The following is a 26,911-nucleotide window of genomic DNA, read 5'->3' as shown; positions in this document are numbered from 1 at the left end:
TTGTCAGGGTAATGCCTGGGTTTTGCCTGGGTTTTGCCTGGGTTTTGCCTGGGTTAAGTAGAATGGAGGCGTTGTAGGTTAGGAATTTTGTGATGGCAAAGCCCTCCCTCAGGGCTACATCCCAGGGGGTTGAGATGGCCGGTCAGGCTCTCACCCGCATGGGCTTAACTCAGGCTCGCCTAGCTGAGCAGGTAGGCTGTAGTCGTCAGCCAATCACCAATTTCTTTAAGGGAGAGGCGATTTCTCAAGCGATTTTTATGCAGATCTGCGAGCGCTTGGGCCTCGACTGGCAAGCGATCGCAGGCTTGGCTGCCCCTATCTCGAGAGCCCCCAATCCACCAGCAGCACCACCCCCTACCGTTACCCAACCCAGTCTTGATGCCCTAGTGCAAACCCTGCGGCGACAGGTCTACCCCAGCATTCGCGAGCGCTGCGACACTATGCGGGTGCTCGACATGTCTCATCCCGTGGCGGTCAACGACATCTATGCCAGCGTCAATATCCTGGAACAAATTTCCGGTCGTCGCTACCGGCGCGTAGAAGAGTTGCTGCACAGTTGTGACGCCAGTGATTTTGAACGTCTTGGCCTAGGGGCTATTGCCGAAGAACGCATGCCCGCTTTAGATGCCGTTAAAACCTATAGAAAATTAATCATCCTAGGTAAGCCTGGGGCAGGCAAAACTACTTTTCTGAAACACCTGGCTATTCAGTGTAATGAAGGAAAGTTTGAATCAGACTACGTGCCTATCTTTATCACACTTAAAGATTTTGCTGAAGCAGAGGATGAACCAAGCCTATTAGGCTATATCGCTGATTGCTACCCTTCTATTGAAACCGTTAATTTAAACTTAGTCGACAGTTTTCACCAGCTTTTTGCTGCTGGTAAGGCGCTACTGTTGCTCGACGGGCTGGATGAAGTTAGAGGAGAAGATCACCAGCGTGTTATCAAAGAAATCAGGGCTTTTTCAGAATGTTTTCGGCAAAATCAGTTTATTATAACCTGCCGAATTGCGTCATGGGATTATGTATTTGAAAAATTTACTGAGGTTGAAGTTGCCGATTTTGATTGGGATCAAATTGAAGCGTTTGCGTCTAAATGGTTTAGCCAAAAATCAGTCAAGTCAGCTCAATTTCTCAGGCAGCTTAACCAGCGTCCTCGCCTTAAACAACTAGCGACAAGTCCCCTACTACTGACATTGATTTGTCTGGCCTTCGAAGAGTCATGTGGCTTCCCTAGCAGCCGTTCCGAACTCTATAAAGAGGGCATCGATGCCCTGCTAAAAAAGTGGGATGCGAAACGCGGTATTCAGCGTGATCAGGTCTACAAAAACTTATCTCATCTGCGCAAAAAAGATTTACTGAGTTATCTGGCGCTAATTACGTTTAAGGGGAGAGATCTGTTCTTTAAAGAAAGTGTTGCTGAACGACATATTGCCGACTACATCTGCAACTTATCTGAGGTCGATGCTGCTCCCGAAGCTCTGCAAATCGATAGCGAGGTTATTTTGCGGTCTATTGAGGCTCAGCATGGCCTACTGATCGAGCGGGCGAAGGGCATTTACTCCTTTTCGCACCTCACGTTTCACGAGTTTTTTGTGGCCCGCGAGATCGCCATAAATAGCCTTGCGCTGGAACAGGCTCTTCGAGAGTTGGCGAACCATGGAGCAGACAAACGCTGGCGAGAGGTGATTTTACTCACCACAGAAATGCTGCGGGATGCCTCGCTGCTGCTGCTGCCGCTGAAGCAGACCATTGACCAACTTCTGGCCGATTCGCCCAGGCTACAGCAGTTTTTGCAAGAAGTGAGCGATCGCGCCACCGCTCCAGAATTTACCCTCTTCAAACCCGCTGCTGCCCGCGCCTTCTGCTTCGATATTGACTTTGATATCGACGAAAACCGTGCCGTGGCCCTGGCCTTAGATAAAACCGTTAACCTGCTAGTCTGCGCCAGCTTTCTCACCCGCATGATGGAGGATCTGAGCCTGGCCGAGGCCATTGCCGTGGCCCAAGCCTACGATGCTCAGGCCAATGCCGGGGCTCAGCTCATCGCGGCTGGTTCAGCCAATGCCGTTATGCTAATTGCCATTCAAATTGCTCTAGATTCGGGTAGTTTAGACACCCCAGCCCGCCAAACCCTCAAAACTCTCTGGCAGCGGCTCAAAGGCCATGCCGCCGATGACGATGACACCGTGCGGGAGGTAGCCGACCAGGCCCGGGAAGTGGCCAAACGTCGCCACCATATTGGCCAGGACTGGCATTTCACGCCGTCAGAAAAAACTCGGCTCAAGCACTACTACACCACAACGCTGCTGCTCGTCGAGTGTCTGAATAGCGATGGCTGTATGCTGTCGCCCCAGCTGCGCCAATCGCTTCAAGCGTCTCTATTTTTGCCCTTGCCCTAGCATAGAGGTGGGGCTTGAGCTAGCGACTCGATAAGTTAAACCCCGCGCTAATTCATCACCTACCTGTAATGACCTTCGCCCTTTATTCCGTTAAAACACCTGTGGTCAAACACCTGGGGCCTGAGGGTTATCCAGGCAGCGTGAGTACTTGGCAGGGCGGCGCTTTGTCACTAGCTGGCCCCGGTACGCACTTCGGATTCATTTACACCGGATCACCAACCTTAGAACGGCAAGGGGACGAAGTTCAGGGCAAAACCGCCCAGACCTTTGGACTGGCCCAAGGTATGTATTTTTGTCTGCCTGGAACGGGCCAGCTTAAGGGGCAAGGTGCTACTGGCTTAGTCATCACTTGCCCGACCTACCGAGGCATGTTTAGCCTCGGTGGACCCCTGGAGCCCGCTGGGCGATTGGCCTATATCGATGGCGGCACCAGCAGTTTGCTGATTCCCCCGGTGATTGTGGGCGACCCCTGCTTAAACGCCATGTACTTCCCATCTGGGGTAGAGCAGACCATGCACACCCACCCGAGCGATCGCCTGGGTCTGGTCGTTGCCGGGGCCGGTATGGTTGAAACGCCAGAAACCACGACTGGTATCACAGTCGGCGATATTTTCTGGATTTCGGCGGGCCAACTGCACCGCTTCTGCACGGCCGACAGTCCCCTGACCATAGTGGTGTTTCACCCCGACAGCGAGGGAGGCTTTACCCACCGCGACAACCCGATGCTGCGGCGTACCCTGGTAGATGGCGTCAGTGCGGCAGAGCTGCCTAAGATTCAAACCCCAGTCGAACTTCTGTTATCGAGCCCAGGCTCTGAGTAGCGACGATCGCCCTCCAGGGCCATTCATCAACGATTACCTCGCCACCCCAGCATCAGGGTCAAGCCCAACAACAGCGGCGTCAGCCAGTCGCCCCAGCGAATGTAAGGGGTGAGGGTCTGGCGGCGATCGAGGGTAGCGCGGTGGGTGAGGTAAGTGTGAGGCTCCCCCAGCCAGAGGGTGCGACCGTGATTGTCGACCAGGCCAGAGAGGCCCGTGTTGGTCACGCGCAGCGCCCAGCGATCGCTCTCCACCGCCCGCAGCACGTCAAACCCGTGGTGCTGCATCATCATCCAAACTGGGTAGGGGTCGTTGTTGGAGGCGGTGACCACAAACTCGCCGCCGCTTTTCACCTGCTGGCGAAACAGACGGCTGTAGGCCGACTCGTAACACACGCCGACAATACCTTGGCCAACGCTGGTCTCAAAGCGCTGGTCGGATGTTCCTGGCACCAGGTAGCTATCCAGCGGCGACAGGCGGCTAATGAGGCGGCCCAGCACCGCCTCAAAGGGCACATATTCTCCCAGAGGCACTAGCTGGACCTTGTCGTAGCGCCCGTAGGTTTGGCCGTCGGGCCGCAGTTCAAGCAGGCTCTGGGTGTACTGCGATCGCCCTTCCCCCGGCACCGGCGCAAAGGTACCCAACCACAGGGGCACCCCGGCTTGCTCCACCGTGCGAATGATGGCTGCAATTTGAGGCGCATTTGGATTCCACAACTGTGGCAGCGCCCCTTCCGGCGTCACCACCGCATCTACCCCCTGGGCCACCAGGGCTCGGTAGCCGTTGATGTAGCCCTCTAGCGCCTGGTTGACCCCCTGGGGCGTCAGCTTTTCGCGAGTGGGCACATTGCCCTGAATAAGGCCCAGGGTGAGGGTCTGGCTAGCGGAAACGGCCTCGGTGCGGGCGTAGAGGATAGCGCCGAGGGTATGCCCTAGCAGTATCAGCGCGATCGCTGTAAGGGCGAGGGTGCGGCGGGTGGATGAGGGGATGGGGAGATGGGGAAGATGGGGGGATGGGGAAGATAGGGGAGGGCTGCCCAGTGGCTTGGGGACTGGGGAAAAGGCGAGGGCGAAGAGGCCGTTGGTGGCAACCAGAATAGCGGTGATGGCACCTGGCCCCGATAGGCGAGCCAGGTGCAAAATCCACAGGTTGTTGGGGCTTTGGGTGAGGCTAAGGGGCGACCAGTCAAGGGGGCTGTGGTTGCGTAGCGCTTCAAGGAGGCACCACAGAGCAGTACCAGCCAGCACCAGCCAAAATGAGCGCTTGGGCCAGCGATGGGCAGCCCAGGCAGTCACTCCGCCCCAGACAGCGATACAGACGGAACCCCAGAAAACGATAAAGAGCCAGGAAGAAAGGGCGATCGCAACGCTACTTCCCCAGGGCACCCCCATCCACATCAGCGGGTGCAGGTGGGTAATCCACGCCAGCGAAATGCCGTAATACACCAGCCCCCACAGCAGCCCATAGGCGGCGGCCAACCCCACCTGCGGCGTTGCCAACACTACCCACCACAGCGGCACCAGCCCCACCCACGCTAGCGGCCAAAGACTCCACGGCGGCAGCGCCAAAGCCATCAAAATCCCGCTGAGGGCAACTAGACCTGCCTGTTGCCAACTCCAGCCAGAGCTAAGATTTCGCAAAAACGTTGCTGCCACCTTCATTCTCAACCTCAGCTATTCCTCCAACCCGACCATAGGATTGTTATAAACATGCCTTTTTAGAAGGTGGGCAGTGCCCACCCTACGAAACTTCTCCTTTCTTTAAACCCCTTTGAATCACCTAACTGATCAATTGGCAATACAGAGGTTTAAACCGATGGCAGATCAATCCTTTCCGTTGGGTCCAGGGCGGCGGCACGGCCCTGGTCGACGGGGTCTGGGGGCAATCGAAACGCCCCCAGCGGCAGATCTGGCTTTTTTCGCTAACTTGATGCCGACTCCGCAGGGTTATCGCTCAACGGCAAATCACCTGATCGATTATCGCTGCGCGAATGCACCCTACGCCCCAAAAAATTGAGGAAGCGACGGTAAGTCACTTCCTCAATACGGTAATTGAAAACCAGAACCAGTGGTCTGGAATAAACCCGAGATTCTACTCGGCGGTAGCCAACTCAGTGCTGCCCCGACGACGGCGGCTGGTCAGCGTGTTAAACAGCATCTGACCGATCGCCTTAATCAAATTGCCTTCCAACTCCTGGAACATCTGCATATTGACGCCAAAGGCATCATTGGCCTCTTCCACAATGCTAGCCACCATGGCATCATCCACCGGGGCCGCATCCATCGACTCGCGATACTTGGCCTTAAACGCCTTCTCATCCGAGATTTCGGGGAACTCGTAGAACGCAGTCCCCTCGCCCTCAGAAAGGTTCATCGCCCGCTGAGCAATGCCCTTGAGAATTTGCCCACCCGACAGATCGCCAATGTAGCGAGTGTAGGAATGGCTCACCAGCAGCTCAGGCGCGCTGTTGCCCACCTCGCGGATGCGATCGACATAGCGCTTGCCACCGGGGGTCATCGAAATTTCATTCGCCCAGTTAGGGCCGTAGTAGTAGGCCAGGTCAGACTCTAGAGATGCCTTGCGGTGTAGCTCAGGAAAGTAAATCTTAGAGACAACCGGATGATCTTTGTGACGCTCTAGCTCTTCTTCCATCGCCGCATAGGCGTAGTAGAAGTTGGCCACCAGCTTGCGGTAAGAGTTCTTCTCAACCACACCCCGCAAAAAGCAGCGCACAAAGCCCATGTTTTCAGCCATGGTGTGGGCTTTCTTGGTGCCTTCGCGCAGCTCGGTGGATAGGTTACTGCTCATGCTGACTATCTCGCTCTAGGGTGAATTAAAAGGTGAGGTTTAAACGGAGTTTCGGTTAGACAATGCTTGGCCAGACACATCGACTTCTAATTATCAAAGCCGTAACACGCCATGACAAAGGCACGTTTGTTTAACTTAGACCTATTTGACGATCGTTTGCATTACGAATTTTTACAGGCAATTACTCAACGCCATGTCCTTCTCAGGCCCTTTTCAAAATTGATCAGGAAATGTACTGTTGTGTCCTTACCGCCTAGGGCAGGGACACAACGGTGGACGCTACTTAGCTGCCATTCGGGTTAATAACACCGGGCAAGGGGCAGATACCCGCACAAAGTCGGTTAACGATTCGCCCAGCACCTTATCTAGGTCGGGCAGGCCCTTGGCAATGGTGGGACGGCGATCGGGAGAGCCCAGAATGATCAGATCTACGTTACGCTCCTCGGCTAATTCGCAGATGCGGCGACCCGGCTTGCCCTCGGGGGCCGATAACTTGTAGGCAATACCGTACTTTTTCGCTTCAGCTGCCGCCGCCGTCAAAATGGGGTCTTGGTTGGGGTCAGTGCTGACCACATCAAAGGGCTTGGTCTTGAGGCTAGAAACCGTGTGCACCAGGGTGAGCTCACTACCCTTAACATCGCGCAGCAGAGAGATGGCGATGTTTAGCCCTTCACGTGCCGAGTCAGACTTATCCATGGCGACCATGACCCGCTTCAGGGGGCGAATGCTGTAGAGGTCGTCTTTAACCAGCAACATAGGCCGCGACGACAGCTGAAACACATACTGACTAACAGAATTTTCGAGAATTGCCTTGAGCCCCTGCAACCCGCGCGAGCCCATGATGATCAAGTCGGCATCGACTTCTTCCGCCACTTGAATGACCACGTCTTTGGGGTCGCCCTCCCGCAGCACAGCGTTAACTCGGCCGGGGTCGAGGTTGAGGTTGGTAATGGCGGTGGCCAGGGTGCGGCCGCCGGCCTCCCATTTCGCGGCCATGGCTTCGGCAGACACCTGGGATGGCACTACGTGGAGCACCGTCACCGAAGCTCGCTGCACTAAGGGAATCTCCATCAGTGCTTTCATCATGGCTTCGGTGTTACCAATGCCAGAGTCGGCCAAAAGAATTTTTTCGATCATGGTGTCCTCGTGTGGTTGCGCTTAGGGGTTGAGAACGATGGGAATGTCATCCAGAGCCAAGGCCCCTTTAGAAATACTGAGGCGAGGCCTTCTCCCACCCGTCTCAAACCATCGGCTCAACGGGGTATAAAACTGAGCTAAGGTGTTCTCAATCATCATAGGCATCGGGTTTGAGCCTATTTTGGCCCGATTCATAATTTGTAGTAGAGTCTGCCCGCTGCTTGGCGGCCCTAAATGGAACAGTCCCACTGGTATGAGCACCGGGTCATTGTGCAACCCCACCACACCGACTATTCTGGCGTTGTCTGGCACGGCACCTACATCGCCTGGATGGAGGAAGCTCGGGTGAACTACCTCAGCGGCTGCGGGCTCACCTTTGCCGACTGGGTCAAGGCTGGGGTGGATTTACCTGTGGTCAATTTGGGGCTAAAGTATCGGCGATCGCTCACCCTAGGCGACACGGCCCTAGTCAAAGCCCGCCTTGAACCGGCTAAGGGAGTTCGCATTCTCTGGCACTACGACATTCAAAACGCCGCTACCCAGGAAACCTGCATCGAGGGCACCGTCACGCTAGCTCCAGTAGACTTCAAAACCCGCCGCATACTGCGCCGCCTGCCCGAACACTTACAGACTGCCCTGGATTCTATGCTCTGAGGCCCTAACTCCCCTGCGGCACAGCCCCAAACCTTTGACTCAAAACTTTTGTAGGATGAGCAAAGCGCAGCGTACCCATCAAGCCCTCGATCTCAGATCTGATGGGTACGCGCTAGCGTCCTTTGCCCACCCTACGGTTGCCTCGGATATGTTCCTTCCTCTCCCCCAAGCCTTTGCTGTCGTCTGTGCCCTGCTCGTCATGATTGCCGGGTGGCTCGGCGTTGCCCCCACCGCCCAGGCCCAAGACAACACGGTCGATTACACCCTTACCGACCTCAGCTTCCGCGACTTCTCGGGCAAGCAGCTTTCGGGCACCTCTTTTGCGGCGGCAGAAATGCGGGAGGCCAACTTTGAGAAAGCCGACCTGAGTAAAACCATTCTCACTAAGGCGTCATTTTTGCGGGCTAATTTAGCGGGGGCTAACTTGACAGGCACCTTTGCCGATCGCGTCATCTTCGACGGGGCCGACCTTTCCAATGCCATGTTCATCGACGCTCTGCTGACCAGCAGCAGCTTTGGCGATGCCAATATTACTGGGGCTGACTTCTCCGGGGCGATTGTCGATCGCTTTCAGACCGCGCAGATGTGCAAGCACGCCGACGGGGTGAATGAGACTACCGGGGTGGCGACTAGGGATAGCTTGGGTTGCCGGTAGAGAAGTAGATGAGTGGGCGGGTGGATGGGTGGATGGGTAGAGCGAAGGAGCCACCGTAGGGTGGGCACTGCCCACCATTAGGAAAAAAGTTTTCTAAAGGTCGCCTTAGACTGCGATCGCCCCTACCCCGGCCGAGTCAAAGTGCTTTTGCAGAGTGGCCTTAGGCAGCGGCCCCAGCAGGTGATCCCAGGGCAGGGGTTGATCGAGATCCCAGTCTTCATGGACGTAGTATTCCAGCGGCGGAATCTGGCCCTGGAAGTCTTTAAAGGCGCGGCGGTAGCTGCCTAAGCTATCGCCATAGTGGCGCACCCGTTCAAGCAGGGGGCCGAGGCGGCGATCGCCCCGCGAGATCAACGCCTGAATTACCGACCAGTTGTAGCTCTCGGGCCGAAAGTCAATGCCTTTGGAGCGCAGGTGCTTTTGCAGATACTTGAGCCGCTTTTCGGCTTCGCGGTTGACTCCGCACCACTGGAAAGGGGTATGAGCTTTGGGCACAAAGGTGCTGCACCCAAAGGTGAGCCGCAGCCCAGGGGCAGCTTTCTTGAGCCGCAGCATCAGGGCGACGGTTTGCTCCAGGTCGTTCATGGTCTCGCCGGGTATGCCCGCCATGCCGTAGAGCTTCATGGCGCTGAGACCGCCGGCTTTGGCATTGATGGCAGCGCGCTCAATGTCATCAGTTTCGAGCTTTTTGTTGACGATCTGGCGCACCCGTTCTGACCCGCTCTCGATCGCAATGGTGATCGAGCGGCTGTCGTGGCGGGTCAGGGTCTCGGCCAGCTTGGGGGTGACGGTGTTCGTCCGCACTGAGGAAAGACTGATCCGCACATCGTCAAACTGGGGCCGATTTAAATAGTCAAGCAGCGTGTCAAATTCTGGGTGCTGGGTGACTGAGGCCCCGAGCAATCCCAGCCGGCTAGTCACCGCAAGCCCCCGCTCAATGGCAGGCATCAAGGATTCCTCTAGACTGGCGGGGCGAAAGGGCAGCGTCAGGTAGCTGGCCAAGCAAAAGCGACACATCTCCGGGCAGCTGCGCACCACCTCCACCATAAAAATGTTTTCCCAGGCGGCGTGGGGGGTAACCACCGTCGAAGCCGACAACACGTTGCCTCGGTAGGTTTGCTTTTGCACCGCAGCGGGGATATCGACATCGACGGGATGAATTGCCCGCACACTGCCGGTCGGGCCGTCATAGCTGACGGTATAGAGCGACGACACGTAGACCCCCGGCACCGTAGCCAGATGCCGCAGGGTTTCAGTGCGAGAGGCAGACTTTAGCTCAATCAGGGCATCAAAAAAATCATCTAATAGAGTCTCGCCATCCCCCAGCAAAATGACGTCAAAGAAGTCGGCAAAGGGCTCAGGATTGGCCGTGAGCACTGGGCCGCCGCCAAAGATCAGAGGGTGATCGGCGGTGCGATCGCCTGCAAACAATGGAATATCGAGCTGCTCTAGCAGCGTTAGCAGGTTGGCGTAGTCTAACTCCCAAGACAGCGAAAAACCTAGCACATCCACCACCGCAGGCAGCGGCTCATGACCATCGGTAAACAGCCGGCTCACCTGAACATCGCCCCGTCGGGCCAGGGTGGCCCACACCACCTGATAGCCCAGACTGGTAATGCCCACGCTGTACTCGTTGGGGAAGGCAAACACCACCGCCAGCGCGCCCTCCTGGGGAGTGACGGGCTCAAACAGCAGAGTTTCATCCTGAAGGGGAAGGGAGGGCACGGGCAACGTTACTACAAATTAAGGCTTCTCCAGTGTAATCAGTGGCCGCCGTCTTCACCCAGCCCGAGAGGCATTGGCAAGAGCTATCGGTAGAATTACAGACCGCACAACAACGCTTTATCAAGGCCCAGAGCGACACAGCCACTAATTGACCAAGTGAGGTTAGAAAACAATACGTCTGCTCCCCTAAACCCCGGCTTAGATCAGTTGATTTGCGCAGGAGGTGAGGTCTTCCCAAGCCAAGATGTCGTAAAAGCACGGTGTCAACTCAGGATCTATAAACCTACGATTAAGACAACGCGATCTACCCGACTCTCCTACCGTGATAACACTTCGTTAAACGCTACCGCAGCACTGCGGCTTCGGCCTATGACTTCCTCTATGCCTCCCATTCGCCCCACCTATATTCTTGCCGACGAGACTACGGTGAGCGTGCCCCGAGATCCATCGCTGCTAGCCCAGGCCGAGCGCATTGCTGAGGGCTACCACCAGTGCCAGGCGGCGGAAGCGTCCCAGTGGCTGAAGCAGGGGCTAGCCCACCTGCAAAAAGGGCAATACACTCCGGCCCTATCTCTGTTGCAGCAGGCGCTTCAGAGCTACCGCAACCTGGGCGACAAAGAGCGTCAGGCGAAGGTGTTGCTGACTCTGGCCAGCCTGTATTATCGGGTGGCAGACTACCTGTGGGCGGCAGACTACGGGCGGCAGTGCCTGCGCATTGCTCGCGAACTGGGCGACGATGCCATCATGCAGCAGACTCTAGGCCATTTGGGCAACTGCTATCGCCACTTAGGCAACTTGCAGCGGGCGCTGGAGTACATGGGCCAAAGCCTGGCCCTAGCGAAGAAAGTCGGCGATCGCCCCGGCGAAATGCGATCGCTCAACAACCTGGCTATGGTCTACCGCGCCAAGGGGCTCACTCGTCAGGCCGCCACCCTCTACGAAGCTAGCCTGATGATGGCCACCGGCCTAGGCGATCGCAGCACCCAGCTTCAGATTTTGCAAAACCTGGGCAATACCTATCTCACCCTGCGAGAGCATCCCCAAGCGATCGACTGCTACGAGCGCTTTTTGGCCATCAGCGAAAGCGGCGCGGGAGCTACCGACAACCGCACCAACCGTCGCATTCTCACCCAGCTCACCCTGGCTAGCATTGCCATGGGTGACCACAACCGAGCGATCGTGCACCTCCAACACCACCTGTCGATCGCCTGTGCCCTGGGTGACACCAAAGGGGCCGCTGTTCTGATCGATGACCTCAAGCGCAGCTATGTTGCCCTCAGCGAAGCGCGGGTGGCGGTGCTGCGGCCCGAGCTGACCTCAATGTAGTCCACCACGCTTAAAATCTCCCTCTCTAGAACACAAAAGGGGGCCGCGATCGCGGTCCCCTTTTTATAATGGTTTAGGGAATTTAGTTAGCGGAGCCCCGCTGTCTACTTCCAGTTGGCCGCTACCATCTCAGCCAGGTCAACTACGCGCTGGCTATAGCCCCACTCGTTGTCGTACCAGGCCACCACTTTCACCATGTCGCCGCCCATCACCATGGTCAGGCTAGAGTCAACGATCGAAGACTCGTCAGTCTTGCGGTAGTCGCTGGAGACTAGAGGTAGGTCACTGTAGGCCAGAATACCCTTCATGGGGCCTTCGGCAGCGGACTTCAGCGCCTGGTTGACCTGATCAGCGATCGCGGACTTCTCTACCTGAACCACGAGGTCGACCACCGACACGTTGGGGGTGGGCACGCGCAGGGCGATCCCGTTCAGCTTGCCCGCCATTTCAGGAATCACCAGCGCCACAGCCTGAGCTGCCCCAGTAGTGGTAGGCACAATGTTGAGCGCGGCGGCACGAGCCCGGCGCAGGTCACGGTGGCTAGCATCGAGCAGACGCTGGTCGCCGGTGTAGCTGTGGGTGGTAGTCATGGTGCCTTTGATGATGCCAAAGGTGTCGTTCAGCACCTTGACCACGGGGGCCAGGCAGTTGGTGGTGCAGCTGGCGTTGCTGACCACGTTGTGGCGATCGTGGGTGTACTCTTGGTGGTTGACGCCCATAACGTAGGTGCCAATGCCGCCGCCCTTGCCCGGCGCGGTGATCAGCACTTTTTTCGCGCCCGCTTCGATGTGGCGAGAGGCACCCTCTTCGCTGACAAAGACCCCGGTGGACTCAATGACTAGATCGATATCCCAGGCGGCCCAGGGCAGGTTGTTGGGATTGCGATCGGAGTAGCACTTAATGGTCTTACCGTTGACGATCAGCGTGTCTTCGCCAGCGCTGACATTGGCGTCTAGCCGACCCAGCATCGAGTCATACTTCAGCAGGTGGGAGTTAGTCTTAGGATCAGACGTATCGTTAATAGCGACCACCTCAAGCTGGCTGTTCTCGCGCGTCAACCAGCAGCGCAGAAAATTACGGCCAATGCGGCCAAAACCATTAATTGCTACTCTAACCACTGCGTTTAACCCTCTGTTGTAGTCGAACTAGGTATCTATTCTTAGACGACACCATAATATCGCAAAGCATGATCCACTTTATAGGGGTCAGCCATTGAACTGAATCTATTTAGAGTTTCGAATAACCTTTGAAAGCTCTATGAACAGGTGGAAGCGATCGCCTTACCCATGGGCAACCGATAGAGATTAGTTCTTAGCAGCAGCATAAGTATTTCTACTTCATCCATTCGTTTTACATAGAAAATTGATATGCCGTCCTGATAGGCGCTTTTGTTGAGCGTTTTATATATAGAAAAGGATGGGCCTAAGCGCACCTATGCCTGCCCATGCTCCTCTGCTGAGGATCAGTAAGCCTATGGTGAGGCAGCATCTCAGGAGCTAATCAGACTATCGTGCGCAACGCATCCCCCTCGGGGATCACAATTGAAAGCCCGTCAAACGACCGCCCAGCCAGGCTAATACCGATGTTTAGGCCAATTCGGCAATTCTTGCTATGATTACGCCTGACACTTGGTGTGGTGTGGTGTTGTAAGGAGTGTAACGATGCCGATTTCCGTAGATTTTACCGGCAGACCCTTTCATTTCATTGGGATAGGCGGCATTGGCATGTCGGCACTGGCCTACATCTTGACCAAGCGAAACCTGCCCGTGTCGGGGTCTGACCTGCGCCTTACCCACATCACCCGTCGCCTGCAAGAGGCCGGTGCCCACATCTTTTGGCAGCAAGAAGCCGCTAACCTGAGCTATTTTCTCACCACCAACCATCCAGCCCTCACCGCCGCCGGTCGAACCGGATCTAGCGTAGCGGTGGCTGCGCCAGCTATAGCCTCAAACGCGACTCCCCAAGTGGTTTGTTCCACCGCGATCGACACCCGCAACCCCGAATATCAAGCGGCTCTAGAGCTGGGCTGCCCCATTCTGCACCGCTCTGACCTGCTAGCGGCCCTAATTCACGAGTACAGCAGCATCGCCGTTGCTGGCACCCACGGCAAAACCACCACCAGCAGCATGATTGGCCACCTGCTGTTGCATGCCAACCTCGATCCCACCATTGTGGTGGGCGGTGAGGTGTCGAGCTGGGGCGGCAATGCCCGCCTAGGCCATGGCCCCTACCTGGTTGCCGAGGCCGACGAGTCGGACGGCACCCTGGCGAAGCTGTCGGCCAGCATTGGCATTGTCACCAACATCGAGCTAGACCACACCGACCACTACCGCGACCTTGAGGACGTGGTGCAGATCTTTCAAACCTTTCAGCGACAGTGTGGCCTGCTGGTTGCCAGTGCCGACTGCGAGGTCGTGCGCACCAGCCTCAACCCCGATGTCACCTATAGCCTTAGCCCCGACAGCGGCGCGACCTACCATGTCACCGACTTGCAGTTTGGGGCTGAGGGCACCTCAGCCCTGGTTTGGGAGCTGGGCCAACCGATGGGTGTGCTGCGACTGCGAGTGCTGGGCTGCCACAACCTCAGCAACGCTTTAGCTGCCGTGGCCGTCGGGCGGCACCTGGGCGTTGCTTTTGATAAAATTGCCGAGGGGCTAGAGAAGTTTTGCGGCGCTCGCCGTCGGTTTGAGCACCGGGGCAGCTACAACGGCATTCAGTTTTTTGACGACTACGCCCACCACCCCAGCGAAATTCGCGCCACCCTGGCGGCAGCCCGCATCAAAGCCGATCAGACCCTGGTGGCCGACAGCCGTCAGGATAACCGCCGCGTAGTGGCAGTGTTTCAGCCCCACCGATTTAGCCGGACGGCAGCGCTGCTGAACGATTTTACCGATGCCTTTGTCGATGCCGACCAGGTGATTATGGCCGACATCTACAGCGCGGGTGAGAAGAATACTTTTGGGGTTTCGGGTCGCCAGCTGGCCGATGCCGTAGGCCACGCCCACCCGAAAGTTCTATACGGCCACACCCTAGATGATATTCAGGCAGCTCTGGCCCACAGTCTGCGGCCCGGTGACCTAGTGATGTTCATGGGGGCGGGCAACCTCAACCAAATTATTCCTCAGGTGATGGCTTACTATGCTGACGCTGAGGTGCCCTCGCTGCAAGAGGCCTGTTAGGCACCGGCGATCGCAACGGAGTTGACTAGCCTGGGGAACGACTATTGAGAGCTGGGACCATGAACCAAACCCTTGGAGTCGCTCCTAATTTCGTCTGCCTAAAACCACAGGTGTCGCTACAGCAGCTAACCACGTTTCGTGTAGGTGGCCCAGCGGAGTGGCTGGCGATGCCCCATCACCAAAGCGAACTGGAGCAGGCTTTAGACTGGGCGATCGCGGCCAACCTCAAGATCACCCCGCTGGGGGCAGGGTCGAATCTGCTGATCAGCGATCGCGGCATCCCTGGCCTGGTGCTCTGCACCCGTCGCTGGCGCGGCACTGAGTTTGGCGAAACAGGTCGCGTCACCGTAGCGGCGGGTGAACCGCTGCCCACCCTAGCCTGGAAGGCCGCCAAGCGCGGCTGTCGCGGCCTCGAATGGGCTGTAGGCATTCCCGGCACGGTGGGCGGCGCGGTGGTGATGAATGCCGGTGCCCACGGCGGCTGCACAGCAGATGTGCTGGTTTCAGCCAGCGTGCTCGACCCAGAGATTGGCATTGTGACTTTGACGCCCGCTGATTTGGCATTTCAGTACCGCACCTCAATCCTCCAGGGTGGGCGGCGGGTGGTGCTGGATACCACCTTTCAGCTGGAGCCGGGGCACGACCCCAAGGTGGTGATGGCCAACACTCTGGCGGGGCTCAACCAGCGGCGGGCGACTCAGCCTTACGACATGCCCAACTGCGGCAGCGTGTTTCGCAACCCCTACCCACATACAGCCGGGACGCTGATTGAAAAAACTGGGCTAAAGGGCTACCGCATCGGCAACGCCCAGGTGTCTGAGCGCCACGCCAACTTTATTGTGAATCTGGGCGGTGCCACCGCCACAGATATTCAACACCTGATTCGCCACGTGCAGGATGAGGTAGAAGCCCGCTGGGCCGTACGTCTGCAAACCGAAGTAAGGTTTGTGGGGGAGTTTCCGATCCTTTAAAGGGCTTGGGCAAAGCGATCGAGGGCCATGGCCGCGATCGCAGGATCCGCCTCGCCCACCACCGCCTGGGCAAAGCGCTGGGCGACCGGCGGCAAATATATAAAGGGGGCGCTAAACCCGGCCATAACGTGTAAACCGTCTACGCCAGGGATGGCACCTACCAGAGGTAGCCCGTCGCCGCTAAAGCTGACTCGGCAGCGTCGCCAGGTGCCCGGCACATCGGCCAGGGCAGGAATTTGAGCCGCCATGGCGGCCCGCATGGTGCGATCGCTCTCTACTTCATCCAGCTCTGCATCCAGATCCGTCAGCGTGCGGCTGATTTGACCCAGGCAGACATGGCCGTCTAAAAACTGAATCGCTCCGCTGTCGAGAATAGCAGGGGTCAGCTCGTGGCCCGGCTCATCCCACTGCCCGTCGGTGTCGGGCTGACTCGCCTTAGATTCCAGGGTAAAGCGCTGGGTCTGGGCGGGCATAATCAGCGATCGCAGCTTGAGATCGAGCGGCGGCGTTTCAATCAGTTCGGCGTGAGTGTAGTAGAGCGGAATATTGACCTGGGCCTGGTGCAGCAGCGATCGGCTAAAGGCCCCTGCCGCCACCAGCACATTCTTCGCAGGGCAAGCTTGCTCGGTGGTTAAAACGCCAGTGACGCGATCTTTGATCCGCACCACATCTACCACGGCTGCAATCATGCGGGTGCCGCCCAGGCGCTGAAACGCTTGGTTATAGACACTGACCAGGGCTACCGGGGAGACATGGCCGTGGCGCACGGTAAAGGCTCCGGCGATCGCATCCCGATTCAGCAGTGGTTCTAACTCCTGGGCCTCGGCGGCCGACACAAAGTTCGGCGGCGTTGCGCAGTGGGCATAAACTGTGGCGGCGGCATCAGGGTCGCCATCCGCCGCCAGGGTCAGCACCAAATCCAGCTCGCGGAATTGGGTGTCAGCCTCCAGTTCTTCGCTGAGCTGGCGCTGCTTGGCAATACCCTCCTGGCAGAGCTGCTGGGTGAGGGTCGTGCTGCCCGACCAATAAGGAATGCCGCCGTAGCTATAGCGGGTGGCGTTGCCGGGCTCTAAGGCGCGATCGATCAGCAGCACGGACAGCCCCTGGCGGGTCAATTCGTAGCTGACCGCTGCCCCCACTAAGCCGTTGCCGACCACAATCCAGTCAAAGGTTTGCATAGTTAATGAAAAAGGTTTAGGTAATCGGGTCTAGGGTCTAAGGGAACAGCAGGTTCCTCACCTGAAACCATAGACCTTACTCCTGACACCCTCAGGCGTAGATCTGCCCCAAAATAATGCGTAGGCGATCGTAGTCATCCTTCAAAAAAATACTCAGGGTGCGGCCAGCCTGCACCAGCCAGGCGCGATCGAGCTTGCGGAGCTGGTAACCGTGGCGCAGCACTGCCGCTACTAGGCTATCGACCGGGGCGCTGCCCATGGCCAGCAGAGTTCTTAGAAAATCGAGCTGCTCAGTGAACTCAACCACTACTTCAGGAGGGCAGGCATACACCGCCTGATGCACCTGGGGCGGTCGGGGCGGCAGGTGCTGAAAGATTGGCCCCTGGGGTCGCCCCGCCAGGTCGGGGGCGCGAAAGCCCACGATCGCCGCCTTAAACTCGGTCTTGAGCATGGCAAAAATCTGCGGCTGCTGCTGGCGCAGGTCTTCGAGCGACAGCCCCAATGCCCGCGCCCGGTGAACCGAGTCTATCGGGCTGGTGGTGGCGTGGTACACCACCCCGTAGACTGTGTTGCCCGACTCCTCATCCAGGGCGGTGACCCAGCTGCCAAAGGGGGGCATGGCCGAAAACGCTAGCGCCTCCGGTTCCAGGCACTGGGCCAAAAATTCGGTGGTGGCGGTTTCAATCACCTCGGCGATGTGATCGGGCTGCCGCACCTGGGCCGTGGTCTGGGTCAGGGGTAAGCGCATGGCAGTACCTAGCGCCGCTTGCCGGAGCTCACCGGCTCTAGCTCAGACATTTCAAAGGTAATCAGCTTATCCCAGTTGCCGCCCTCAAACAGTACCGCCACCTTGCCGTCGGTAATGCGCTGCACCAGACCCTGAAAACCGTAGTAGGTATCGTTGACATTGATCACCTTAACCGGAGCCCCAGGAAAAATCATGATAACTAATGCTTTTGATCTGCCCCTACAGTTTAAGGCAATGTGCTGAACTGGCCTATTCCTGTCAATGTATTTCGTGGTTAGAGTCGACTAATTCCACAGACCACGGGCGTTTCCAGTTTTTTTGGTGCGATCGAGCGGCAAGGTCAAGCCCGTCGCCAGGGCAGAATTTTCCCTGAGTTTTAGCCTGGCTTTGGGTGCGATCGCCCTCTACGCCGCCAAATCGTCCCAAGGCTAAACCTTACTTGGCTAGAGCGTTATGCTAAGGCTCTAGCCCCATACTGCCCCATGAGCCAAACCTACAAAGCCACTGGCATCAACCTCAAGGCCATGCCCCTGGGGGAAACCGATCGCCTGCTCACCATCCTTACCCCCGAGATTGGGCTGGTGCGGGCGGTGGCACCGGGGTCGCGCAAGCACCAGTCGCGGCTGGGTGGACGCAGCGATCTCTTTGTAATTAACGAATGCCTGGTGGTGAAGGGCAAGCGGCTCGACAAGCTCATTCAGGCCGAAACCGTGCGCACCTTTCCTGGGCTGAGCCGGCACCTGGCCCGGCTCACGGCCAGCCAGTATCTGGCGGAGGTCGTGCTGCTGATGGCCCTCAGCGACTCTCCCCAGAGCGAGCTGTTTCATCTTTTCGTAGAACATCTAGAACGCATTGAAACGGCCTCGTCAGGGGCGGTGCTGGCGGCCTTGTGCCACGGGTTATATCACCTGCTGGCCCTGGCGGGGGTGGCCCCAGAGGTGCATCGCTGCACTCTCAGCCGGACTGAGATTGTGCCCAACTTGCTCGACCCCACTTGGCGAGTAGAATTTAGTTCCGAAGCTGGGGGACTGGTGCAGACTGACGGGGTCACTCAGCTCGGTGAAGGACAGGGCCACTACGGTCAACCCCTTAAGCGACCCCTGCTGCTCACTGCCACCGATGTGGCCCTGCTCCAGCAGCTCACCAAGCCGGAAATTTTATCTACACTATCCATGGGGCTAGAGAACAAAGACTCTACGACCCGAAAAACCCAGCAGCTATGGGCACGAGTCGAGCGGCTTCTGCGAGAATATACTGAGAACTACTTTGAACGTCCTATTCGGTCGGCGGCTTTAGTTGATGTCTGTTTAGCTACCCTTTAAACTGCTGGATATTGCGCCGCCCAGTGCCCAGGTTCGTTGGTTACCCCATGCTCCGTGAGTTTGAAGCTAATACAGAAGCCACCGAGGCAAACTATTTGCCCCAGGCAGAGGCTCGCGGGTCTGGCCACGGCACCGACCTAGGCGCTGGGGCAGATTCCAAATCCCAAACCGCCACTTTGCCCGCTGATCCTGCCGCTGAGGCCACTGACCCAGAGCCTGAGAATGGGTTTCGGGCTATTTTTAAGAATCGCAATTTTTTGATTTTGTGGACGGGGCAGCTGTTTTCTCAGCTTGCCGACAAGGTCTATCTGGTGCTGATGATTGCCATCATCGCCGCCCGGTTCGAGACCCCTGGACAGACCATTAGCGGCTGGGTCTCGGCGGTGATGATTGCGTTTACCATACCGGCGGTGCTGTTTGGGGCGCTGGCGGGGGTGTTTGTAGACCGCTGGCGCAAACGTCCGGTGCTGGTGTGGTCTAACCTGCTGCGCGGCGGTCTGGTGATTGCTCTACCCCTAGGAATTTGGCTAACGGCGGGCTGGGGGCCAGTGATGGGGCTGCCGGTAGCCTTTTTGTTGCTGCTGGTCGCAACGTTCTTGATCTCTACTCTGACCCAGTTTTTTGCCCCGGCAGAGCAGTCGATTATTCCCCTCATTGTGGCTGAAGGAGACCTACTTTCAGCTAACTCGCTTTACACCACGACGATGATGGCCTCGGTGATTGTGGGGTTTGCCGTGGGGGAACCGCTGCTGGCTCTGGCCGATCGCCTGATGCTAGCCCTGGGTATAGCCAACAATGGCCCAGCTATTTTGGTCGGCCTGAGCTACATGGTGGCTGGGCTATGCCTGATGACGATGGATCCAGGAAAAGAAAATTTATCTGCTGCCCACGAAGATATATCTCAATTTTGGGCCGATATTAAAGACGGATGGCGCTATCTAGGGCAGCAGGTGCAGGTGCGAGTGGCGATTATTCAGCTGGTGCTGCTGTCGTCGGTGTTTGCGGCCCTGGCCGTGCTAGCGGTGCGGCTAGCAGAGATGATTCCGGCCATTAAGGCGTCACAGTTTGGCTTTTTGCTGGCGGCGGGTGGCCTGGGCCTGGGCCTAGGAGCCGTACTAGTGGGGAATTTTGGGCCGCGCTTTCCGAGGCGCTACCTGAGCCTGTGGGGTGCCGTGGGGATGGGAGTGTGCCTGATTGCCCTGGCCTGGACGACTAAGCAGTTGTGGGCCTCGATGGCGATTATTGCCACGCTGGGACTGTGTGGGGCCTTTGTCGGCATACCGATGCAAACCCTGATTCAAGAAAAAACGCCGGAAGCCATGCGCGGCAAAGTATTTGGCTTACAAAACAACATGGTCAACATTGCCCTGAGCCTGCCGCTGGCCCTGGCCAGTGTGATAGAAGCGCACCTGGGTTTGGCTAATGTTTTTGTCGGCATGGGAGCCCTGGTAGGACTAGGGGGAGTTGTAACCTGGTATATTGCCGATACAGCACTGAGAAAGACCCAGGCCCCAAGCTAAATTTCATTTTTTACCAAAGACAGATCTGCGGGCTGGGCGATTCCGGAACGGATACTCGTTCCGAGTCGGTCCCGAACGCTGCGCAAATCGCGGCGGCATTCGGCTAGCGCTGGTTTAGGTTGTTATGGATAAACGCTAGACTGCATGCACATCGCGTGGCTTGGCAAAAAATCGCCCTTTTGCGGCAACGTTACCTACGGCCGAGAGGTCACCAATGCGTTGCTTGAACGCGGCCATCGGGTGACCTTTCTCCATTTTGCCCAGTCTCAGGATGGCCACAACCGGGGAAGCTATGCAGAGCGATCGCAGGAAGTGCCGCTGCCCTTTCTGTTCAAGTCGCAGATTCTCACCATTCCTTCGCTGAAGTCAGGCAAGCTGCTAGCAGAGACCTTAGAGCGCATCCAGCCCGACGTAGTGCATGCGTCGCTGACCTTATCGCCGCTCGATTTTCGACTGCCAGAGATCTGCGCCGAGCTAAATATTCCCCTGGTGGCCACCTTTCACCCGGCCTTCGATCGCCGGGTGCGCAGCCTGACCTCGGGCACCCAGCACCTCACTTACCAGCTCTATGCTCCCTGCCTAGCTAACTACGATCGCGTCATTGTGTTCTCAGACTTGCAGCGCGATCTGCTGACTAAGCTTGGGGTGCCCGACCCTACGCTGGTCGTTATTCCCAACGGGGTCGATACGCGCCGCTACTCGCCGGGGCCATCGGCCGTCAAGGCTGATCTCTACGCTCGCCAGCTATTTGTCTACCAGGGGCGCATTTCGCTCGAGAAAAATGTGGAAGCCCTGCTGCGGGGCTGGCGTCAAGCCGATATGGGGCCAGACTGCAAACTGGCGATCGTCGGTAGCGGCCCTCTAGAGGCGTCGCTCAAGCGATACTACGGCGACGAGGATGACATTATCTGGCTGGGCTATCTGGCCAACGAGCAGCGCCGCATCGACATCTTGCGTGCAGCGGATGGGTTCATTTTGCCGTCCCTAGTAGAAGGGCTGTCGCTGTCGCTGCTGGAAGCGATGGCCTGCGGCACCGCCTGCATTGCCACCGATGCCGGGGCCGATGGCGAAGTACTGGCAGAGGGAGCGGGCATTGTGCTCGATACCCAGCGGGTGTCAACTCAGCTACAAACCATTCTGCCGATTTTGCGCGATCATCCCGAAATTACCCAGCTTTTGGGGTATAAGGCCCGCGAGCGGGTGCTTCAGCGCTACACCCTAAAGGACAACATTTCGGCCTTAGAGACTATGTACAGTCAGGTGATGGCGGAACAACGGCTGGTGTGTGGGCAGCGGGCCTAAGCTCGCTTGCCCAAGAGCTGATCGCGCAGTGACTTGATGCGATCGCGAAATTTAGCCGCCTCTTCAAAGTCCAAATTCTTCGCGGCCTCTTTCATCTGCTTCTCAAACTGACCAATCAGTTCTGGAATCTCCTCCAGCGGCAGCTCTTCCTTATGTTCATAGACCTCTTCTAGCTCGTGGGCGTTGAGGCGGCGCGACACTTCGAGAAACGACAGAATCGAGTTGCTGTTGCGGCGAATGATTGAGGTGGGGGTAATACCGTTCGCCTCGTTGTGGGCAGTTTGAATGGCGCGGCGACGCTCAGTTTCGCTAATCGCCCTGGCCATGCTGTCAGTCAAGTTGTCGGCGTAGAGAATCGCCTGACCGCGCACGTGGCGGGCAGCGCGACCGATGGTTTGAATTAGCGATCGCTCGGCCCGCAGAAACCCTTCTTTATCGGCATCCAAGATCGCCACGAGGGAAACCTCCGGCAGATCGAGCCCTTCCCGCAGCAGGTTGACCCCCACCAGCACGTCGTAAAGCCCTTCCCGCAGGTCTTGGATAATCTCAATGCGCTCGATGGAGTGAATCTCGGAGTGCAGATAGCGCACCCTAATGCCGTGCTCGTCGAAATAGTCGGTGAGGTCTTCGGCCATGCGCTTGGTCAGCGTGGTGATCAGCACCCGCTCTTGGCGGGCAGCCCGCTCCTTGATTTCGCCCAGCAAGTCATCGACCTGGCCTTCGGTGGGGCGCACAAAGATTTCCGGGTCGAGCACGCCGGTCGGGCGAATGATTTGTTCAACCACTTTGCCGCCTGAGATTTCCATCTCCCAATTGCCAGGGGTGGCCGAGACAAAAATGCACTGGTTCACCTTGTCCCAAAATTCTTCAGCCTTGAGGGGGCGGTTGTCAGCAGCGCTGGGGAGGCGAAAGCCGTGGTCGATCAGCACCATCTTGCGGCTGCGATCGCCGTTGTACATGCCGTGAATCTGCGGAATGGTGACGTGGGACTCGTCAATGACCAACAGCCAGTCTTTAGGGAAGTAATCGAGCAGACACTCCGGCGGTGAGCCAGCTTTGCGACCAGCTAAATGACGGGCGTAGTTTTCCACCCCGTTGCAGTAGCCCACCTCGCGGATCATCTCTAGGTCGTAGCGGGTGCGCTGCTCCAGCCGCTGGGCCTCCAGTAACTTCCCCTCTTTCTCTAGCTCCGCTAGACGCTCTAGCAACTCATCTTTAATCGCCTGACAGGCTTCTTCGATGCGATCGTCGGGGGTAACAAAGTGCTTGGCGGGGTAAATGCTCAGCCCTTCCATGCTTCGCAGAGTGGCCCCGGTGATCGGGTCAACGTAGCGCACGGCGTCGATCTCGTCGCCAAAAAACTCAATGCGAATGATGCGGTCTTCGTAGGCAGGGCCAATCTCCAGCACGTCGCCCTTAACGCGAAACTTGCCTCGGCCCAGGTCTAAATCGTTGCGCTCGTACTGAATCGAGGCCAGATCGCGCAGCACCTGGCGCTGGTTGACTTCCATGCCCACATGCAGCGGAATTGAGGCTCTTAGGTATTCCGACGGAATACCTAAACCGTAGATGCAGCTAATCGAGGCGACCACAATCACATCTTTGCGCTCAAACAGGGAGCGGGTGGCCGAGTGCCGCAGCATGTCGATCTCGTCGTTGATCGAGGCGGTTTTGGCGATGTAGGTGTCGGTGGTGGGAATGTAGGCCTCGGGCTGGTAGTAGTCGTAATAGCTAATGAAATACTCGACGGCGTTGTCGGGGAAAAACTCGCGCAGCTCGTTGCAGAGCTGGGCGGCGAGGGTTTTGTTGTGGGCCAGCACCAGAGCCGGCTTGCCAATGTTGTCAACAACGCGGGCGATGGTGTGGGTTTTGCCCGTGCCCGTGGCCCCCAACAGGGTTTGGTACTTGGTGTTGTCTTGCAGAAACTTGGTCAGGCCCGCGATCGCCTTTGGCTGGTCTCCCGCAGGTTCAAAGGGAGCCTGAATGTTGAAGTCGCCCATAGGTCAGCAATCGGTACAAAGACACTACTACGCTTCTTCATGATGCCTGATTTTGCCCCAGATGGTGGTTACGGCAGTTACCCAACCGGGCTATCTGGGTAGGGATTGTAGCCAGCGGGCGATCGCCCTTAGCGCCTGCATTCGTTACCCCTTCAGCCTGAGCAAACCGCTCAATACCTTTTTGCGCCAGCCCCTGCCTGGGGCGATAGCGACGGTCGGTTCCATTAAAATGGGCTGAGGCTTTGTAACCGAGAATCCATTTGCGAACCGTTGTTGCCACCCGATACGTCACTCCTCTGCGGGAGGGAGGCTCTCTCCCCGCCATTGTGGAAGCTGACGATGATGGCATGTATGTGCTGAAGTTTCGGGGTGCCGGTCAGGGGGTCAAATCTCTGATTGCTGAACTCGTGGCTGGAGAAATTGCGCGGGTCCTCGGTCTGCTGGTGCCCGAAATTGTCCTGATCGAAGTCGATGCTGAACTGGCCCGTACCGAACCCGACCCCGAAATTCAAGATTTGATTCGAGCCAGTGTGGGCCTCAACCTGGCCCTCGACTACCTGCCCAGCTCCATCACCTTTGACCCCGTTGCCCAACAGCCCGATGCCGCCCTGGCCTCGGCCATTGTCTGGCTCGATGCCTACGTCACCAATATCGATCGCACCGTCCGCAACACCAATATGCTGATGTGGCACCGCCGCCTCTGGTTGATTGATCACGGCGTTGCCCTTTACTTTCACCACAGTTGGAACAACTACTTAGAGCGCAGCCGCACCCCCTTCCCCGGCATCAAAGACCACGTTTTGCTGCGGTTTGCTAGCCAGCTGCAAGCGATTGATGCCACCATGACGGCCCAGCTAACGCCAGATGTTATCACTGGCATCGTCAACCTAATTCCAGAGCCCTGGCTGCTCGAGGGCTCTCCTTTTACGAATAGCCAACACCACCGCGAGGCTTATATTGAGTATTTGCTGAAGCGGCTAGAGCCACCCCACGCTTTTTTAGAGGAGGCCATTCGTGCACGATCAGGTCACCTATGATTACGCCATCGTTCGTGTGGTGCCTAAGGTTGAGCGAGAAGAGTTTGTCAACGTAGGTGTGATTGTTTCATGCGCCACCCGCAAATTTCTCGAAGCCAAAATTGAACTCAATTCGCAACGGCTGCTCGCCCTTGACCCTACCCTAGATTTAGAAACAGTCGAAGGTTATTTAAACACCATTCCGATTATTTGTGCTGGCGAAATTCAGGCAGGCCCCATTGGTCAACTGCCCCAGCGAGAACGGTTTGGCTGGCTGGTTGCCCCCCGCAGCACGATCATTCAAACCTCACGGGTGCATACCGGTCTATGTAGAGATCTATCGGCTGTGATCGAACACCTGCTGGCCACTATGGTGCGTCCACTCCAGTTTCCCCTGAAGAAAAGCTGAGCCTGCTAATCTTTTGAATGTTTGGGTGAATGCCTAGCTTTAGCATCCTCCGGCTGGGGCTAAAGCGGTTTAGCGATGAGGTGCTGCTGAAAGAATAACAACGTGTAATACCGAATCCTGTCTGGCTAACCGCTGATTGGTAGGAGCATTGTAGTGCAATGCCCCCACAGGCTACCTGTTTTGAATTGGGGTTTCTCATGTCGGATGGCGTGTAACGAATTGACGCTGTGTCTTTTGACAACATCTCTGCGCATCAGGCATGTTAATCGGAGTCTTGGCTTTGGCAAATACCGGCATGAATCCCTCCAACCTGGCCGTAAATCAATCCCCAGCAGCTCTATCGCCTGGCAATCGGTTTTACCGTACGGTGTGGCGCTGGCACTTCTATGCTGGGTTGTTTGTGATTCCCTTCATGGTGATTCTAGCCGCGACGAGCATTATTTATCTGTTTAAGCCCCAGCTAGATGCGGCCATGTACAACAACCTCATGTTTGTGCAGCCTGACCTGGCGACGCTGTCCTACGTTGAGCAGGTACAGTCCGTCGAAAGCGCGTATCCCACAGCTGTAATTACTCAGGTTACGCCCCCTGCTGCCGCAAATCGCAGTAGTGAAGTACTGTTGACCACGGCGGACGAACGCAACCTCATGGTGTTCGTTAACCCTTACAGCGGTGAACTTTTGGGCGATCGCGATGAGGACAGTAATTTGCAGGCGATCGCCCGAAAGATTCACGGCGAGTTACTGATTGGCAAGCTAGGGGATTATTTAGTTGAGCTAGCCGCCTGTTGGGGTTTAGTGCTGCTAATCACAGGGCTTTATTTGTGGTGGCCGCGCCAAAAGTTTGCTGTTTTGGGCACATTAATTCCCCGCCTCTGGAGCCAGAACAAACGAATATTTTGGTGAGACTTACATGCCGTACCGGGGTTTTATGGCGTTCTTCTAATTGGTTTTCTGATTCTTACCGGCTTACCCTGGACTGGTTTTTGGGGCGACACCTTTGCCCAAGTGTCGAGTCAGTTTCCGGCCCAAATGTGGGACGACATTCCTCAATCTGCTGTGTTGACAGGCTCGCTCAACCAGCGGGGTCAGGTGGTGCCCTGGGCCGTAGAACAGCTACCTATACCTCAATCTGCTCCCTCGGGCCAAACTGATCACTCGGGTCACCATGCCGGGCCGACACCGACTCAGAAGCTGGCCACTGGCACCCCCGTTAGCCTTGATGCTGTGATCGCCCTAGCGTAGGCTGAAGGCACACCTCCTGGCTATAATGTGACGTTGCCGGCAGGAGAGACCGGGGTATTTACGATTTCGGCCTTCCCTCCTGATCCAACCCAGGAAGTGACTCTGTATGTTGATCAGTACAGCGGTACCGTGCTGGCGGATGTGCGCTGGAAAGATTATGGTCTGGTTCCTAAAGCCGTAGAGATGGGAACAGCCATTCACATGGGGAGATATTTTGGGTTCGCCAATCAGTTGCTCATGCTGGTGGCGGCGTTGATCGTGATGCTGCTAGCCATCACCGGAGTTGTTATGTGGTGGCAACGTCGACCCCAAAGTGCTGGGCTAATTGGAGCCCCCGCCATGCCTGCCCATGTACAGAACTGGCGCATTCCATTGGCAATCGTTGGGTAGTGTTCTAGACCTGTGTATTGGGACAAAATACGAAGAGTCCCGAACCCGCTCTCCACTCATGGTTCTCGAACCCATTTACTGCCCCACGTGTCACACCCCTGATGTCGT

The 26,911-nt window shown here is 57.0% G+C and carries 24 protein-coding genes and 1 pseudogene; 15 read left to right on the top strand and 10 right to left on the bottom strand.

What is annotated here, in order from left to right; all coding sequences use genetic code 11:
* Positions 1 to 92: 92 nt before the first annotated feature.
* Positions 93 to 2,402, top strand: a complete 2,310-nt coding sequence (locus H6F57_RS20740) for an NACHT domain-containing NTPase (protein ID WP_190626942.1) — start codon at positions 93 to 95, stop codon at positions 2,400 to 2,402.
* 68 nt (positions 2,403 to 2,470) lie between these two features.
* Positions 2,471 to 3,223 carry a cupin domain-containing protein gene (locus H6F57_RS20735; protein WP_199289702.1) on the top strand — a complete coding sequence of 251 codons (753 nt, stop codon included), beginning with the start codon at positions 2,471 to 2,473 and terminating at the stop codon, positions 3,221 to 3,223.
* Positions 3,224 to 3,249: 26 nt separating this feature from the next.
* Here the strand turns inward: H6F57_RS20735 and lnt are convergent, their stop codons facing one another.
* The 4 genes from lnt to H6F57_RS20715 all read right to left on the bottom strand — a co-directional run bounded on the left by lnt (position 3,250) and on the right by H6F57_RS20715 (position 7,330).
* Entirely contained in the window at positions 3,250 to 4,881 is a 1,632-nt protein-coding gene (gene lnt, locus H6F57_RS20730) for an apolipoprotein N-acyltransferase (protein WP_190626940.1), read from the bottom strand.
* A gap of 430 nt (positions 4,882 to 5,311) precedes the next feature.
* The gene (locus H6F57_RS20725; protein WP_190626938.1) at positions 5,312 to 6,028 is read right to left on the bottom strand and encodes a heme oxygenase (biliverdin-producing); all 717 of its coding nucleotides are present in this window, start codon (positions 6,026 to 6,028) and stop codon (positions 5,312 to 5,314) included.
* A gap of 279 nt (positions 6,029 to 6,307) precedes the next feature.
* Complete coding sequence (locus H6F57_RS20720; RefSeq protein WP_190626936.1) at positions 6,308 to 7,165, bottom strand: universal stress protein; 858 nt, start codon at positions 7,163 to 7,165, stop codon at positions 6,308 to 6,310.
* A gap of 21 nt (positions 7,166 to 7,186) precedes the next feature.
* Positions 7,187 to 7,330: a hypothetical protein gene (locus H6F57_RS20715; protein ID WP_190626935.1), complete on the bottom strand. Its 144-nt coding sequence runs from the start codon at positions 7,328 to 7,330 to the stop codon at positions 7,187 to 7,189.
* Between the two features lie 69 nt (positions 7,331 to 7,399).
* Here H6F57_RS20715 and H6F57_RS20710 point away from each other — a divergent pair, with 69 nt between their 5' ends.
* Together H6F57_RS20710 and H6F57_RS20705 are read left to right on the top strand one after the other, a co-directional pair.
* The gene (locus H6F57_RS20710; RefSeq protein ID WP_190626934.1) at positions 7,400 to 7,819 is read left to right on the top strand and encodes a thioesterase family protein; all 420 of its coding nucleotides are present in this window, start codon (positions 7,400 to 7,402) and stop codon (positions 7,817 to 7,819) included.
* A 199-nt stretch (positions 7,820 to 8,018) separates the two neighbouring features.
* On the top strand, positions 8,019 to 8,474 hold the full coding sequence (locus H6F57_RS20705; RefSeq protein ID WP_347279978.1) for a pentapeptide repeat-containing protein: 456 nt from the start codon (positions 8,019 to 8,021) through the stop codon (positions 8,472 to 8,474).
* A 105-nt stretch (positions 8,475 to 8,579) separates the two neighbouring features.
* Here the strand turns inward: H6F57_RS20705 and H6F57_RS20700 are convergent, their stop codons facing one another.
* Positions 8,580 to 10,199 (bottom strand): radical SAM protein, encoded by a 1,620-nt coding sequence (locus H6F57_RS20700; protein ID WP_190626932.1) that lies wholly within the window; start codon positions 10,197 to 10,199, stop codon positions 8,580 to 8,582.
* A 369-nt stretch (positions 10,200 to 10,568) separates the two neighbouring features.
* Between H6F57_RS20700 and H6F57_RS20695 the strand changes: the two genes are divergently transcribed.
* Positions 10,569 to 11,525: a tetratricopeptide repeat protein gene (locus H6F57_RS20695; RefSeq protein WP_190626931.1), complete on the top strand. Its 957-nt coding sequence runs from the start codon at positions 10,569 to 10,571 to the stop codon at positions 11,523 to 11,525.
* A gap of 104 nt (positions 11,526 to 11,629) precedes the next feature.
* On the opposite strand, the gene H6F57_RS20690 is transcribed toward H6F57_RS20695, so the two are convergent.
* On the bottom strand, positions 11,630 to 12,643 hold the full coding sequence (locus tag H6F57_RS20690; protein ID WP_190626930.1) for a type I glyceraldehyde-3-phosphate dehydrogenase: 1,014 nt from the start codon (positions 12,641 to 12,643) through the stop codon (positions 11,630 to 11,632).
* Between the two features lie 543 nt (positions 12,644 to 13,186).
* Here H6F57_RS20690 and murC point away from each other — a divergent pair.
* Complete coding sequence (gene murC / locus H6F57_RS20685) at positions 13,187 to 14,704, top strand: UDP-N-acetylmuramate--L-alanine ligase (RefSeq protein ID WP_190626928.1); 1,518 nt, start codon at positions 13,187 to 13,189, stop codon at positions 14,702 to 14,704.
* A gap of 59 nt (positions 14,705 to 14,763) precedes the next feature.
* Positions 14,764 to 15,675 (top strand): UDP-N-acetylmuramate dehydrogenase, encoded by a 912-nt coding sequence (gene murB / locus H6F57_RS20680; protein WP_190626926.1) that lies wholly within the window; start codon positions 14,764 to 14,766, stop codon positions 15,673 to 15,675.
* Here the strand turns inward: murB and H6F57_RS20675 are convergent.
* The 3 genes from H6F57_RS20675 to H6F57_RS20665 all read right to left on the bottom strand — a co-directional run bounded on the left by H6F57_RS20675 (position 15,672) and on the right by H6F57_RS20665 (position 17,795).
* Positions 15,672 to 16,853, bottom strand: a complete 1,182-nt coding sequence (locus H6F57_RS20675) for an FAD-binding oxidoreductase (RefSeq protein WP_190626924.1) — start codon at positions 16,851 to 16,853, stop codon at positions 15,672 to 15,674. The genes murB and H6F57_RS20675 overlap by 4 nt on opposite strands.
* 91 nt (positions 16,854 to 16,944) lie before the next feature.
* Positions 16,945 to 17,601 (bottom strand): HAS-barrel domain-containing protein, encoded by a 657-nt coding sequence (locus H6F57_RS20670; RefSeq protein WP_190626918.1) that lies wholly within the window; start codon positions 17,599 to 17,601, stop codon positions 16,945 to 16,947.
* An 8-nt stretch (positions 17,602 to 17,609) separates the two neighbouring features.
* On the bottom strand, positions 17,610 to 17,795 hold the full coding sequence (locus H6F57_RS20665) for an NAD(P)H dehydrogenase subunit NdhS (RefSeq protein WP_190626916.1): 186 nt from the start codon (positions 17,793 to 17,795) through the stop codon (positions 17,610 to 17,612).
* A 288-nt stretch (positions 17,796 to 18,083) separates the two neighbouring features.
* Here H6F57_RS20665 and recO point away from each other — a divergent pair, with 288 nt between their 5' ends.
* The 3 genes from recO (at position 18,084) to H6F57_RS20650 (ending at position 21,745) form a co-directional block, all read left to right on the top strand.
* Positions 18,084 to 18,923 (top strand): DNA repair protein RecO, encoded by an 840-nt coding sequence (gene recO, locus H6F57_RS20660; protein ID WP_190626915.1) that lies wholly within the window; start codon positions 18,084 to 18,086, stop codon positions 18,921 to 18,923.
* A gap of 47 nt (positions 18,924 to 18,970) precedes the next feature.
* Positions 18,971 to 20,443 carry an MFS transporter gene (locus tag H6F57_RS20655; RefSeq protein ID WP_190626913.1) on the top strand — a complete coding sequence of 491 codons (1,473 nt, stop codon included), beginning with the start codon at positions 18,971 to 18,973 and terminating at the stop codon, positions 20,441 to 20,443.
* Positions 20,444 to 20,587: 144 nt separating this feature from the next.
* Complete coding sequence (locus tag H6F57_RS20650) at positions 20,588 to 21,745, top strand: glycosyltransferase family 4 protein (protein WP_190626911.1); 1,158 nt, start codon at positions 20,588 to 20,590, stop codon at positions 21,743 to 21,745.
* On the opposite strand, the gene uvrB is transcribed toward H6F57_RS20650, so the two are convergent.
* On the bottom strand, positions 21,742 to 23,745 hold the full coding sequence (uvrB, locus tag H6F57_RS20645; protein ID WP_190626909.1) for an excinuclease ABC subunit UvrB: 2,004 nt from the start codon (positions 23,743 to 23,745) through the stop codon (positions 21,742 to 21,744). The two genes, H6F57_RS20650 and uvrB, sit on opposite strands and share 4 nt — an antisense overlap.
* A gap of 61 nt (positions 23,746 to 23,806) precedes the next feature.
* On the opposite strand from uvrB, the gene H6F57_RS20640 reads away from it, so the two are divergent.
* From H6F57_RS20640 to H6F57_RS20615, 5 genes and pseudogenes are all read left to right on the top strand, one after another.
* Positions 23,807 to 23,983 carry a hypothetical protein gene (locus H6F57_RS20640; RefSeq protein ID WP_190795040.1) on the top strand — a complete coding sequence of 59 codons (177 nt, stop codon included), beginning with the start codon at positions 23,807 to 23,809 and terminating at the stop codon, positions 23,981 to 23,983.
* 22 nt (positions 23,984 to 24,005) lie between these two features.
* A complete protein-coding gene (locus tag H6F57_RS20635) occupies positions 24,006 to 24,782 on the top strand; it encodes a HipA family kinase (protein ID WP_190626906.1) in 777 nt (258 codons plus the stop codon).
* Positions 24,760 to 25,170 carry a DUF3037 domain-containing protein gene (locus H6F57_RS20630; protein WP_190626904.1) on the top strand — a complete coding sequence of 137 codons (411 nt, stop codon included), beginning with the start codon at positions 24,760 to 24,762 and terminating at the stop codon, positions 25,168 to 25,170. Before H6F57_RS20635 ends, H6F57_RS20630 begins: the two co-directional genes overlap by 23 nt.
* A gap of 259 nt (positions 25,171 to 25,429) precedes the next feature.
* Positions 25,430 to 26,413 (top strand): annotated as a pseudogene (locus H6F57_RS28430) (PepSY domain-containing protein).
* Between the two features lie 27 nt (positions 26,414 to 26,440).
* On the top strand, positions 26,441 to 26,803 hold the full coding sequence (locus tag H6F57_RS20615; protein WP_190626899.1) for a PepSY domain-containing protein: 363 nt from the start codon (positions 26,441 to 26,443) through the stop codon (positions 26,801 to 26,803).
* The last annotated feature ends 108 nt before the right edge of the window (positions 26,804 to 26,911 follow it).

The sequence above is a fragment of the Leptolyngbya sp. FACHB-60 genome (assembly GCF_014695775.1).
GTDB lineage: Bacteria > Cyanobacteriota > Cyanobacteriia > Phormidesmidales > Phormidesmidaceae > Nodosilinea.
Note: the sequence above shows the minus strand (reverse complement) of the source record. Positions and strands in the feature narration are given on the sequence as shown.